This window comes from Nitrospira sp. ND1 (genome assembly GCF_900170025.1).
GTDB lineage: Bacteria > Nitrospirota > Nitrospiria > Nitrospirales > Nitrospiraceae > Nitrospira_A.
On the sequence record NZ_FWEX01000006.1, the window covers coordinates 105,071 to 119,248 of the forward strand.

The 14,178-nt window shown below is 61.3% G+C and carries 7 protein-coding genes; 6 read left to right on the forward strand and 1 reads right to left on the reverse strand.

Translation table 11 applies throughout. The annotated features are described in order from the left end of the window. Positions 1-57: 57 nt before the first annotated feature. Genes NSND_RS05070 through NSND_RS05090 form a run of 5 tightly spaced genes read left to right on the forward strand, consistent with a single transcriptional unit; the run spans position 58 to position 11,492 of the window. Entirely contained in the window at positions 58-4,863 is a 4,806-nt protein-coding gene (locus NSND_RS05070) for a response regulator (protein WP_080877957.1), read from the forward strand. After that, the gene (locus NSND_RS05075; RefSeq protein ID WP_080877958.1) at positions 4,860-7,979 is read left to right on the forward strand and encodes a hybrid sensor histidine kinase/response regulator; all 3,120 of its coding nucleotides are present in this window, start codon (positions 4,860-4,862) and stop codon (positions 7,977-7,979) included. The genes NSND_RS05070 and NSND_RS05075 overlap by 4 nt, the downstream gene beginning before the upstream one ends. Then, the gene (locus tag NSND_RS05080; RefSeq protein ID WP_235000176.1) at positions 7,976-8,815 is read left to right on the forward strand and encodes a CheR family methyltransferase; all 840 of its coding nucleotides are present in this window, start codon (positions 7,976-7,978) and stop codon (positions 8,813-8,815) included. The genes NSND_RS05075 and NSND_RS05080 overlap by 4 nt, the downstream gene beginning before the upstream one ends. Further along, positions 8,812-9,417, forward strand: a complete 606-nt coding sequence (locus NSND_RS05085) for a chemotaxis protein CheB (RefSeq protein WP_200810504.1) — start codon at positions 8,812-8,814, stop codon at positions 9,415-9,417. Before NSND_RS05080 ends, NSND_RS05085 begins: the two co-directional genes overlap by 4 nt. After that, positions 9,411-11,492 (forward strand): response regulator, encoded by a 2,082-nt coding sequence (locus NSND_RS05090; RefSeq protein WP_080877960.1) that lies wholly within the window; start codon positions 9,411-9,413, stop codon positions 11,490-11,492. The genes NSND_RS05085 and NSND_RS05090 overlap by 7 nt, the downstream gene beginning before the upstream one ends. A gap of 8 nt (positions 11,493-11,500) precedes the next feature. On the opposite strand, the gene NSND_RS05095 is transcribed toward NSND_RS05090, so the two are convergent. Beyond that, entirely contained in the window at positions 11,501-11,884 is a 384-nt protein-coding gene (locus NSND_RS05095; RefSeq protein ID WP_080877961.1) for a hypothetical protein, read from the reverse strand. A gap of 215 nt (positions 11,885-12,099) precedes the next feature. Here NSND_RS05095 and NSND_RS05100 point away from each other — a divergent pair, with 215 nt between their 5' ends. After that, entirely contained in the window at positions 12,100-14,079 is a 1,980-nt protein-coding gene (locus tag NSND_RS05100; protein WP_200810505.1) for a PAS domain S-box protein, read from the forward strand. Positions 14,080-14,178: the final 99 nt, after the last annotated feature.

The following is a 14,178-nucleotide window of genomic DNA, read 5'->3' on the forward strand; positions in this document are numbered from 1 at the left end:
AGGTGCTACTACCCATGCGCATTGTGCATGTTGCGTCTTGGCCCCTAGAGTCCGTCCATGACCTGGCACACAGAGTCATCATTCACCCCCGATGCGATTGACCGGCAGATGAATGCGAGCGAAACCTTCAGTTGGTTGACCGGCAGTGAGATGGGTGGCCGGATCCGGGCATTCGATTGGCGCCGGACCCCGCTTGGGCCGATCGAGAATTGGCCCGCCGCACTCGTGTCCACCCTCGGTGTCTGTCTGACGGCGCAATATCCCATGGCCATCTACTGGGGGTCGGAAGGCTGGCTCCTCTATAACGACGCCTGGCGGCCTATCCTTGGCGATAAGCACCCTTGGGCGCTCGGTCGCGCGGCCCACGAGGTGTGGCCTGAGTTGTGGGACACCATCAGTCCCCTTCTCCATAGCGTCCAGACTACCGGTCAAGCCGTCTGGCGAGGCGACGAACTCTTGCCCATGCAACGGTTCGGCTATACCGAGGAATGTTATTTCGACTATAGCTTCAACCCCATTCGCGGACAAAACGGCGCAGTCGAGGGCATCCTGAATATCGTCCAGGAAACCACCTATCGGGTCTTAAACGACCGGCGCATGCGCCTCCTGCGTGAACTGGCCTCCCGGTCAGGGTTCGCCCATAGCCAGGAAGATGCCTGCAATCTGGCCATGGAAGCGCTCGCTACCGATCAAACCGACGTTCCCTTTGCGCTCCTCTACCATATCGACCGGGATCGTCGGCACGCACACTTAATCGCTTCCACGGGACTGCCTCCGGAAAATCCGGCTCGGCAACAGACCGTGAGCCTCACGCCGGAGGAGCCTGATTCCGGGTGGCCGCTGTCAGCCCCTCTCCAAGAAGGCGTTCCGGTTATCGTCGACGACGTAGGCGACCGCTTCGGGCCACTGCCCGGCGGGTCCTGGTCGGAACCGACCGGGCAAGCCCTCCTCCTGCCGCTCAGCACGGTACGCTGGGATGGCCGTGCCGTCATACTGGTGGCAGGGATCAACCCCCGCCGGCCGCTGGACGACGACTACCGCTCGTTCTTCACCATGGTCGAGTCTCACATCGCAGGAGCCCTTACTAATGCGGAGGCCTACTCTTCCGAAAAACGCCGGGCGGAAGCCCTGACCGAACTCGATCGCGCCAAGACCGCGTTCTTCAGCAATGTCAGTCACGAATTTCGAACACCGCTCACCCTCATGCTCGGGCCGCTGGAGGAGGAACTGCGTGAGCGTCCCCATGCGCCCCGCCTCGAAGTGGCGCATCGCAACAGTCTGCGGCTGTTGAAACTGGTCAACACGCTGTTGGAATTCTCGCGACTGGAAGCAGGCCGCGTTGAGGCGCGCTATGAACCGACCGATCTGGCAGCCTATAGCACCGATCTCGCAAGCCAGTTCAGATCGGCCGTGGAACAGGCAGGATTGGTATTCCGTATCGACTGCCCGCCATTGCCTGATCCGGTGTATGTCGATCGTGACATGTGGGAGAAGATCGTTCTGAACCTGCTCAGCAACGCCTTCAAATTCACCTTCCAGGGTGACATCACGCTCTCACTGCATGCGCAGACGGGCGGGGTGGAACTACGCGTCCAGGATACCGGCGTCGGCATTCCACCGGAGGCCCTCCCGAGGCTCTTCGAACGTTTTTATCGCGTGCAGGATATGCGCAGCCGGACTTATGAAGGAAGCGGTATCGGCTTGGCGCTGGTTCAGGAGTTGGTCCAACTTCACGGAGGAACCGTCCGGGTCAACAGCCAGGTGGACCAAGGCAGCACCTTTGTCGTTACGCTGCCGTTCGGAAACGCCCATCTCCCGCCGGATAAGGTCGTCCCGCACGGCCGACCAACCACACCCACGACGGGAGTCGGGCCCTATCTGGAGGAAGCGCTCCACTGGCTGCCCGAACCGCAACACGCGACGAAGCCGGCGGACGGGAGGCCTGATCCTGCCGAAGCCCCTCTCTCCACAACGAGCGCGGAGACGGCCCGACCCAGGGTTCTCGTGGTCGATGACAATGCGGATATGCGGCAATACATCGCCCGTCTCTTGGCGGATCGGTATCACGTCATTGCCATGCCGGAAGGCATGTCCGCCCTGATCGAGGCCCGCCGGCAACCGCCGGATTTGATTCTCAGCGATATCATGATGCCGCAACTGGACGGCTTCGGACTGCTTCAAGCCCTGCGCGACGACCCCGCCCTCAAGACCATTCCCGTCATTTTGCTCTCCGCGCGCGCAGGCGAAGAGTCCAGAATCGAAGGGCTGGGGCGTGGCGCGGACGACTATCTCGTCAAACCTTTCGGCGCCCGTGAATTACTCGCGCGAGTCGCCACCCATCTCGACATGGCGCGCGTCCGACGTGAGGCGCAAAGGGAGATTGCACACAGCGAGGCAAGGTTTGAGGCCATCGTCAGCCAAGCGACGGCTGCCGTCGCGCAGACCGATCTCAACGGGCGATTCCTGTTCGTGAATCAACGCTTCTGCGAGTTGCTCGGATACAGTGCAGCTGAACTGCTCGGGATGAACATGCAGCAGGTCACCGATCCGGATGACCTGCCGGCCAACCTCGTGCTCTTTCATCGGTTGACCGCCGGCGGTCCGGACTTCGTGATTGAGAAGCGATACCGGCGAAAGGACGGCTCCGCGGTCTGGACCAGAGTCAGTGTGGGCGGGGTTCGGGAAGACGGCGAACTGCGCCATATCCTGGCCGTGGGGCTCGACATCACCGACCGCAAACGTCAGGAAGCGGAACTCCTGGCCCTCACCCACCGACAATCCCTCTTGTACGACCTGGCCGATGTCGTGAACCGGGCGGAGGCCTTGACCGGCCTCTACGAGAAAGCCATCGACACGATCATCGAGGCCCTGCATGCGGACCGCGCCTCGATTCTTCTGTTCGACGACGAGGGCGTGATGCGCTTCGAAGCCTGGCGCGGCCTGTCGCAAGCCTATCGAGAGGCAGTCGAGGGCCATTCCCCCTGGATTCCCGACCAGCAGGATCCCCCGGCCATCTTCATTCCCGATGTCGCCGCATCCGACCTCCACACGTCTTTGCGATCCGTTATTCAGAGCGAAGGTGTCTCCGCGCTGGGATTTATCCCGCTGACGTATGGCGGCCGGTTACTCGGCAAGTTCATGATGTATTTCGACCGGCCCCACGTGATGGACGAGCAGGAGATAGGCTTGGCCCAGACGATAGCCAGGACACTGGCCGTCGGGATCGAACGGGCTCGGGCCGGCGAGTTATTGCGGTCCAATGAGGAACGACTTCGTTTGGCCATGGCAGCCGGCTCGATGGGTGCGTGGGACGCGGACCTCTCGACCGGAGCAACCGATTGGGACGCCAAACAATACGAGTTGTTCGATAGACCGAAAGACAAGCCCCTCACCCATGCGGAGCAGTTCTACGAATCCATCCACCCCGACGATGTGCCCCGCGTGAGGGAAGCGGCCGCGCAAGCCGAGCTGACGGGTTCATTCTCTCAAGAATTTCGAGTGATCGCGCAGGACGGCTCGATCCGCTGGCTCTCCGGGCACGGGACGGCGGTGAAGAACGACCAGGGACAGGCCGTCCGGATGGTCGGGATCAATTACGACATTACGCGACGAAAGCACGTGGAGGAAGCCCTCCAGCGGTCCGCCTCCGACCTGGAGCAGCGGGTCGTGGAACGCACCCTCGAACTGTCTCAGTCCCGGGAACAGCTGCGGGCGCTCGCCACCGAATTGAATCTCGCCGGACAGCGGGAACGGCAACATCTGGCAACTGAACTGCACGATTATCTGGCGCAACTTCTGGCCCTGAGCCGAATCCGTCTGGCCCAGGCCAAACAGCAACCCATGACGACGGCCCTGGGAAAGATCCTGAGCGAGTTGCAGGACGTGATGGATCAGGCCCTGACCTATACCCGCACCCTTGTGGCCCAACTCAGCCCGCCGATTCTGAAAGAATTCGGATTGCCGATGGCCCTAAAGTGGTTGGCGGAACAAATGATGCAACGGGACCTGCAGGTATCCCTGGAGCTCGGAACAGATCATCTCGCCCTGCCTGAGGACCAGGCCATGTTGCTGTTCCAATCCGTACGCGAACTGCTCATGAACATCGTGAAGCATGCCTCTGCCAAACAGGCCCGGATCACGGTCAGGGAAGAGGAGGGATGGCTGCATATCACCGTCGCAGACCAGGGCCGAGGCTTCTCCCCTCCCGATTCCATTCCTGCGACGAGATCCTCGGGCATCTCCGGCTTTGGACTTTTCAGCATACGGGAGCGTATGCTCGCGCTTGGCGGCCGTTTTGAATTGCAATCCCATCCCGGTCAAGGCACCGAAGCCACATTGACCGCACCGCTTGCACCGAGACAGCCTCGCGCGAAACCACAGGCAGGAGCCGACGCGAGCGTACCGGGCGCTCTGTCTCACAAGACGGCACACGCGGCGACTGTGCGGGAAGGCCTCGCCGACGAACGTGAACCTGTCGATCGCCCCATCCGCGTCTTGATCGCCGACGACCATGCCATGGTGCGACAGGGCTTGTGCGGACTTCTGGCCGCCTATGGGAATATCCAGGTCGTGGGAGAGGCAGCCGATGGTGAAGAGGCCGTCACCCTGACGATACAGCTACAGCCCGACGTCGTCCTCATGGACGTCAACATGCCGCAAATGGACGGAATCGAAGCCACCAGGCGGATCAAGCAAGTCCTTCCGGCGACGATCGTCATCGGGCTCTCCGTCCAAAACGCTGCCCATGTGGGACGCGTGATGAGAGAAGCAGGGGCTGCGGCCTTTCTCAATAAAGAGGCCGCCGTGGAAGACTTGTACCAGACCATCCAGGTCGCCCGGAAGGAACTGCTGCAGGTCCCATGAGACGATTCCAACAATCCCCCAATCCCCTGCTGTCCGGAGCAATCGTCTTCTCTCTGGCAACCGTCTTCGTGCTGGATTTTTACACGCCGCTCGGCATCACCGTGTGGGTGCTCTACCTGATCCCGGTCGTGCTCGCCTATCTCTTCTGGTTTCCTGTCACGCCGGTGGCCGTGGCAGGAGCGGTGACAATCCTCACTCTAGCGGGCCTCTTGCTCAGCGCCCCTGGCATCGACCCCTCCGTTTCACGCATCAATCGCCTGGTTGGAATCATTACCTCCTGGGCGCTGGCGGCCTTCGGCGCGCATTTCATCCGCAACCGGATCGCCGTGCGCAAAGAAGAATGGATACGGGCAGGCCAGACGCTCCTCAGCGAACGGATGATGGGAGAGTTGGCGCTGAACAGCCTGGGCGAAAACCTGTTGCATTGCCTCGCAAAATACCTGGGAGCTGAGGCCGGCGCCATTTTCATCGACGACGGGCGCGGCTTTCACCGCACGGCGACCTATGGCGTCCCGGAAGGCACTGCCATGCCGGAACGGTTCGCAGCGGGCGACGGACTCCTGGGCCAGGCGCTACAGCACAAACACACGGTCGTGGTGCATGACTTGCCGGAAGGGTATTTCACCATCGGCTCCGCTTTGGGACGGAGTGCCCCACGCCACCTGATGATCGCGCCGTTGACCGTCGATGGACGCGTCAACAGCGTTTTGGAACTCGGATTCTTTACTCGCGTGACGGAATCCGACCGGGAGTTTGTCGATCGCGTGGCGGAATCGATCGCCGTCGCCGTCCGGTCGGCCCGATACCGGACTCGCCTTCAGGATCTCCTGGAGGAGACCCAGCGGCAAGCCGAAGAGTTGCAAGTGCAAAGTGAGGAACTCCGCGTCGCCAACGAAGAACTCGAGGAACAGAGCCGGGCGCTGAAGGAATCGCACAGCCGCCTCGAACAGCAACAGGCGGAACTGGAACAGACCAACTCCCAATTGGAAGAGCAGGCTCAAATCCTTGAAATTCAGAAGGAAGATCTCAATCAATCGACGGCGATTCTCGAATCGCAAACCAGACAGTTAGAGCGGGCCAGTCGCTATAAGTCCGAGTTTTTGGCCAACATGTCGCACGAAATGCGGACCCCCCTGAACTCGACGCTGATCCTGACGAAACTGTTGGCCGACAATCCACAGGGCAACCTCACCGCCGACCAGATCAAGTCCCTCACAACGATCGAATCCTCCGGCCACGACCTGCTGGCGCTGATCGACGACGTCCTGGACCTGGCCAAGGTGGAGGCCGGACGTATCGACCTCACCCCGCAACCAGTGCCGATCCCGCGGCTGCTCGACAGCTTGAGATCGATATTCAAACCACTCGCGGAACAACGGGGGCTCCGGCTCACCATGCAACAGCGGCCGGGCACGCCCGACTCGTTCGAAACCGACTCGCAACGGCTCGAACAGGTGTTGAAGAATCTCCTGTCGAACGCCATCAAATTCACCGAGGTCGGCGAAGTGTCGCTGGAAGTATCCCGCCTCTCGGACGGGCGTCTGGCGTTCACGGTTCAAGACAGCGGCATCGGCATTCCGCAAGACCAGCATGAGTTGATTTTCGAACCCTTCTGCCAGGCCGACGGCACCACCAGTCGAAAATACGGGGGAACCGGACTCGGACTCTCCATTTCGCGCGAATTCGTTCGATTGCTGGGGGGAGACATTCATCTGACGAGTACCCCGGGCCAGGGCAGCAGCTTCACCGTGCTCCTCCCCCAACGCTTATCGTCCGCGCCATTTCCTACGCCTGCCCGTTCCCTCCATCCACAATCGCCGCCCAAACCGATGAGGCCCGGCGACATTCCCCCCATCCCTGCAATCCCGTCTGAGAGCCGGGTGGCGACGACACACATCGAGGATGATCGGGAACAGCTGGCCGCCAACAGGCGGGTGATTTTGATCGTCGAGGATGACGAACCCTTTTCGAAGATTCTTGCGGACCTGGCCCATGAACTGAATTTTCAGGTCCTGGTCGCCACGACAGCGGCCGATGCCCTGGCGCTGGCCTCGCGCTACCTGCCGAGCGCGATCATCCTCGATATCGGACTTCCCGACCACTCCGGGCTCTCCGTCATCGATCGCCTGAAAGCCGATCCCCGGACGCGACATATTCCGATTCACGTCGTCTCGGGTCACGATTATGAGAGGACCGCGCTCTCGTTAGGCGCCGTCGGCTACATGCTCAAACCGGTGAAACGGGAGCAGCTGGTGGAGGCCTTCCGGCAATTCGAGACCAGGCTGACGGATAAACCGCGGCGAGTGCTGATCGTGGAGGACGACCCCGCCCAGCGGGAGAGCCTGCGTCTACTGCTCGGTTCGGACGAAGTCGAAACGATCGGCGCGGACAGCGCGGCGGAATGTCTCGCCCATCTCGCCGAGCGAACCTTCGATTGCATGGTGCTCGACCTCACGCTGCCCGATGCGTCGGGCTTTTCGTTGCTCGAAACCCTCAGCCGGGAGGAGCACCTCGCGTTTCCACCGGTGATCGTCTATACGGGCCGGGAGCTTTCTCCCGATGAGGAGCAGCGGCTGCGCAAATATTCGAGTTCGATCATCATCAAGGGCGCGAAATCTCCGGAACGGTTGTTGGACGAAGTGACCCTGTTTCTGCACCAGGTCGTGACGGCGCTTCCACCGGAGCAACAGCGGATGTTGGAGAAGGCGCGCAGCCGGAACGCCGTGCTGGAAAGCCGGCGCATTCTCATCGTCGAAGACGACGTACGGAACATTTTTGCCTTGAGCGCGGTCCTGGAACCGCATGGGGCGAAGATCGAGATCGCGCGGAACGGCCGCGAGTCGCTGCGCATCCTGGAGGAATCGCTTCAACACGACGACCGGCTGATCGATCTGGTGCTGATGGATATCATGATGCCTGAAATGGACGGCCTCACGGCCATGCGCGCCATCCGCGAACGGCCCGAATGGGACACACTTCCCATCATCGCCCTGACGGCCAAGGCGATGAAAAACGACCAGGAGCAGGCGCTGGCCGCCGGGGCGAACGACTACATGGCCAAACCGCTCGATGTCGATCAATTGCTGTCGCTCGTGCGCGTATGGATGCCCCGATGACCTCCGACACGGCGATGAAGACAGAAAATATCGAACTGCAGCTGTTCCTTGAGGCCGTGTATCAACGGTATCACTATGATTTTCGAGGCTACTCCAAGGCCTCGATCAAACGGCGGCTCCTGCTGGCACGCGAACGCATCGGGTGCACCACCTTTTCCGGGCTACAAGATAGGATGCTGCACGATCATGCGGTGCTTCCTCAGTTGCTGGACTACCTGACCGTGCAGGTCAGCGATATGTTCCGCGATCCCGGCTATTTTCGCGCGCTACGGGAACAGATCCTTCCCCACCTCAAGACCTATCCCTCGTTGAAGGTCTGGGTGGCCGGCTGCAGTTCGGGTGAAGAATTGTACTCCCTCGCCATTCTGTTCCGTGAGGAAGGGCTGGAGAGTAAGACCATGTTTTATGCCACCGACATCAATGCCGGCGCGCTCGCCAAGGCAGAGGCCGGGGTTTACGATCTCCAGCGGATCGCTCTCTTTACGAGGAACCACCGTCTGGCCGGCGGGAGGGGTTCGCTATCAGACTACTACACGGCCGCGTACGGGGCGGCCAGGTTCGATAAAACGCTCCGGCGGCGGACGGTCTTTTCCGACCATAGTCTGGTCTCGGATTCGGTCTTTGCCGAGGTGCATCTGGTGTCCTGCCGGAACGTGCTGATTTATTTCGACCGGCCGATGCAAGACCGCGCGATCGGCCTGTTCAAGGAGGCCCTCGTCCGAAAAGGATTTCTCGGTATCGGCGCCAGAGAGAGCCTCCGTTTCAACGCCCACGTCAAGGCGTTCACGGAGTTACTTCCCGGCGAGCGGATTTATCAGAAACGAGGCGATGAGTGACGGCTCTCCCCCTGCATGGATGCCTGCGAGAACCACGCGCCATCGTCATCGGCGCGTCCGCCGGCGCGGTCACCGCGCTGTCGTGCCTCCTGCCCCCGCTGGCGGCAGACTTTCCGCTGGCAATTCTGGTGACGGTACACGTGCCGGCCGACAAGCCCAACAGTATTCCGGCCTTGTTGCGGACCAAGTGCCGGATTGCGATCAAGGAAGCAGAGGATAAGGAGCCCATCGTGCCCGGAACCGTCTACTTCGCTCCGCCCGACTATCATCTTCTCGTGGAGCGGGATCGACGCCTGTCGCTGTCCAATGAGGAACCGGTGAACTTCTCCCGCCCGTCGGTCGATGTGCTCTTCGAATCGGCTGCGGACGCGTACGGCAAGGACTTACTGGCGATCATTCTCAGCGGCGCGAACGAGGACGGCGCCAAGGGGGCTCGCGCAGTCCGCGAAGCCGGCGGGATCGTCGTGGTGCAAAGCCCGGATTCTGCCGAAGCCCGCATGATGCCGGAATCCGCCTTGACGGCCTGTCCGAAGGCGCGAGCGATGAACCTGCATACACTCGCGGAGCTGTTGTGCGCCTGTGGAGGCACCGTCCAGTGCTGACCGATTCACCGGCCAAATTCCTTTTAGTCGACGACCATGAGTCCAACCTCGTGGCCCTGAGCGCCGTCCTGTCCCGTGACGACGTCGAAATGTTACGCGCCAGGTCCGGGAGGGAAGCGCTCGAGCTGTTGCTCCAACACGACATCGCCCTGGCTGTCATCGATGTCCAGATGCCGATCATGGACGGCTTTGAACTGGCGGAACTCATGCGTGGCTCCCGGCGCACCCAGCATGTGCCGATTATTTTTCTGACGGCAGGGCCTCAAGACAACCTGCGCCGCTTTCGCGGCTACCAGGCCGGCGCGGTGGATTTTCTCTACAAGCCCATTGAGCCGGACGTGTTGCGCAGCAAGACCGGGATTTTCCTGGACCTGTACCGGCAGCGGGAGGAGCTGGCCCGGCAGCGTGACACATTCATCACGCTCGCTGAAGAAAAGGCCCGCCTCCTGCGGGAACGCGACGAGGCCGATCGTCGGCTGCGCGAAAGCGAAATGCGCTTCAGGACATTGGCCGACAGCGCGCCGGTGATCATCTGGATGAACGGACCAGCCGGCTGCGAATTCGTCAACCAGACCTGCCTCGATTTCCTGGGCATCGACCACCTGGGCCAGATCGACATATTCGACTGGGCTCGCCACGTCCATCCGGACGATCGCGACCAGGCGGCCGCGGTCTACCGGCAGGCGGTCGAGGGCCGAACCCGTTTCGAGGCCTCTTTGCGCTGTCGTCGACGGGACGGCACCTATCGATGGATTCGTTCTGTCGGCATGCCGAATCTCTCTGCCGACGGAGGCGTCCTGGGTTATATCGGGGCGAGTTTCGACGTCACCGAAAGCAAGGAAGCCGAAAAACGCCTGCAACGATGGAGCGTGGACCTTGAACGGGCCGTCAGCCAAAAAACATCGGAGTTGCTGCAATCGCAGGAGCAGCTTCGTGCGTTGGCGACGGAGTTGAACCTGACCGAGCAACGGGAACGCAAACGACTGGCCACGGAGCTCCACGACTACCTGGCCCAACTGCTTGTGGTCGTGCGGATGAAATTACGGCAGACCATTCCTCTGGTCACGGGGGAACGGATCCCCGAACTGTTGAAAGACGCCGACCATGCCCTGACTCAATCCCTGGACTACACCCGGTCGCTCGTCGCAGAGTTGACGCCCCCCACCCTCAAGGAATTCGGCCTGCTCCAGGCGCTGACCTGGCTGGCCACACAGATGCATCGCCACGGGCTCACCGTCACCGTACGACAGGACGCAGCGCCTCTGCCGCTGCCGGAAGACCAGGCGGTGCTCCTGTTTCAATCCGTGCGCGAACTGCTTTTTAACGTGCTCAAACATGCCAAGGCTACAGAGGCGACCATCGTGCTCACGGTGAGAGCCGACGGCCAGTTGGAGGTGGTGGTCGCCGATGACGGCTGCGGGTTTGTCACTGCGCCGAAGAATCGACCCGGAACCACCGCCAACCGCTTCGGGTTGTTCAGCATTCAAGAGCGCATGGCCGCGATGGGTGGGCAATTGGTCATCGAATCCGTCCTGGGCGGCGGGACACGCGCCACACTCACGACGCCCTATTGGAACAGCCGGGAGAAACCGGAGGACGACGACACCCTGACCCCGGCGGAATCACGGGCACCCTCGCTGCGGACCCGGTCCACAGACGTGGAGCACCTTTCCCATTCTCATCATCCCACGTCGAAAATCGGCATTCTGCTGGTAGACAACCACGCCATGGTCCGCCAGGGATTGCGGAGCGTGCTGGAACATTATGACGACGTCGCGGTGGTGGGCGAAGCTTCAACCGGCCGCGAAGCCATCGAGTTCGTGGAACGGCTGCGGCCTGCGGTGATCGTCATGGATATCAATATGCCGGAGACCAACGGGATCGACGCGACGGTCGAAATCAAGGCACGGCATCCGGACGTGGCCGTCATCGGACTCTCTGTCCACAACACTGCCGAGGCACGGAAGGCCATGCTGCAGGCCGGCGCCACCACCTTGCTCTCGAAAGAGTCGGCCGTCGACGAACTCTACGCCGCGATCCGACAGGCGCTGGCAGACGAGGGAGTGCCACGGTGAGTCGCCGGTCACCACATGACGATGGAGCGCCAGCGATGCCCCAAATCCGCGGTCGGGACGGACATTCGTACGATGCCTGCGTCGATGGTCACCCTGGCATGTTCGATTTGGGCATCCGTCGGGATCGGCACGTATCGTTGATGCGACCCGCTGCTGAGAATGATGCCCTGCCGGGCGAACTCAACGGCAATCTCCTCGGCACTGGCCATCTCCGGCATCGCTCGAAAGTCTGCATAGACATTGAACGTGCCATCGGACTCGGACACCTCAATCAAGGGGCCTTGCTGAACAGCGCGAGAGGAACCGAGTGAACCGGCAGTTGTCTGTGCGGATGCTTGCCGGGAGTCATTCAATCGCATTCCATCGATCTCGCCACCCAATGTCTGCTTCATACTTGCTCCAATCGTTTTGCCATCATGTTGAAGGAGTCTCGCTGTGTCCTGCCGGTACCTTACGGCATACTGTCGGGCAAACCACTAGGATTTTCCCGCGGTCCAGACCTGGAAGACGCTAGCGGTTTGCCTAGTTGTTCACCCGGGCCCGACATCCTAGTATCAGGTCCGCCGCTTGAGTCGGTCTCTGTTCTCGCACAATGAGGCACACTGAGATGCATTCGACAGACGGAGACAACCCCACTGCTTCCGAGATTCCGCTTCAGATTGATCTCCTCCTGTCGCGTCTGGCTGCGATCGTGGAGTCGTCCGATGACGCCATCATCTCCAAAGACCTCAATGGCTGCATCATGAGTTGGAATCAGGGGGCGCAACGCCTCTTCGGATACACAGCACAGGAAATGATCGGACAGCCGGTGCATCGCCTGATCCCCCAAGACCGACTCGATGAAGAACCCAGAATTCTGGAACGCCTCCGCCTGGGGCAACGGATCGACCATTACGAAACGGTGCGGCAGCGCAAAGATGGAACGATGATCGACGTTTCGCTTTCGGTGTCGCCGATCAAGGATCGGGGAGGCCGAATTGTCGGCGCCTCAAAAGTCGCCCGGGAGATTTCGGAACGAAAACAGGGTGAGCGTGACCTGGCAAATCTGGTCGAAGCCCTTCCGGTCGCGGTCTACACGACCGATGCCGAGGGACGAATCACGCGCTACAATCAGGCGGCTGTGGATCTCTGGGGATCCAGACCCGTGCTCGGCACCACCAGATGGTGCGGCTCATGGCGGGTCTACTGGCCAGACGGTCGCCCCATGCCGCTTGCAGCCTGTCCGCTCGCCCAGTGCCTCAGGCTCAATCGCCCGATACGCGGACTTGAAACGATCATTGAACGCCCGGACGGAACCCGGGTCCCGGTCGCACCCCACCCCACCCCCCTTCGCAACGCGGCCGGAGAATTGGTCGGCGGGGTGGACGTGCTCATGGACCTCACGGAACGGAAACGCGCGGAACGCCAACTGCAGGAGTCCGCGGCTGAGCTCGAACGTCGCATCAAGGAACGCACGCATGAACTCGTCCTGTCTCAGGAACGGCTGCGGGCACTGGCCTCGGAACTGACGTTGACTGAACAACGCGAGCGCCGACGGCTCGCCGTTGAATTGCACGACTATCTTGCGCAGCTCGTCGTGGCCAGCCGGCTCAGGCTTTCGCAAGCCATCTCCAAGGTTCAGGATGAAACCGCATCCGCCGCGCTGACGAACGTGGACGGGATGCTGGATCAGGCCTTGACCTACACCCGATCGCTCGTGGCCGAATTGAGCCCTCACATCCTCTACCAATTCGGCCTCTCCAAATCGCTGGTCTGGCTGGGAGAGCGGATGAAGCAACACGCGCTTGAAGTCACGGTCAAAACGGGTCCGACGTCGTTTACCCTGCCCGACGACCAGGCCGTTCTCTTGTTTCAATCGGTCCGCGAATTGCTGTTTAACATCGTCAAACATGCCAAGACAGATCGCGCTGTCATCACGATCAACGTCGATGAGCAACGGGAGCTGTGGATCTGCGTCGAGGATGAAGGCGTCGGATTCGACGTGACGGAACTGACCGACGGCGAGGACAGCCGGGGAAAATTCGGCCTGCTCAGCATCCGGGAACGGATGGAAACGCTGGGAGGAGAATGCGAACTCTCCGCCGCGCCCGGCGCCGGCACCGTCGCGATCCTCCGCCTGCCGCTCTCCGGGAGCGCCACCGCCTCGCCTTCCACGCCACCCACCACGGTTCCTTCGCATACGCCGGCCGCCGCGTCCAAAGACCCTGCCCGACGGATCAGAATCGTGCTTGTCGACGACCACGCCATGGTCCGGCAAGGACTGCGCAGCATACTGGATGGCTATGCGAACCTGATCGTTGTCGGCGAGGGAGCCGACGGCCAGGACGCCGTCGTGATGGTCCGTTCGCTTCGCCCGGATGTCGTGATTATGGACGTGAACCTGCCGCTCATCGACGGCATCGAAGCCACCCGCATCGTGTCGCGCGAATATCCCTCTATCGCCGTCATCGGCATCTCGGTGAGGAACGACCCCCAGGTGCATGTCGCCATGACTGAAGCCGGAGCGGTGGCATTCCTCCCGAAAGAATCCGCAGCCAGCCAACTCTACGAAATTATCCTCCGCCATTGCCCTGCGATCGCTATATGAGATTTCGCCCCTGACGGAGGAGGACTAGGGTATCCCCCAGTTCTCAATCGTCTTCCAACGCGGTATGCTGTTTGTACCCGTGTGTACCGCCGCTTGCCT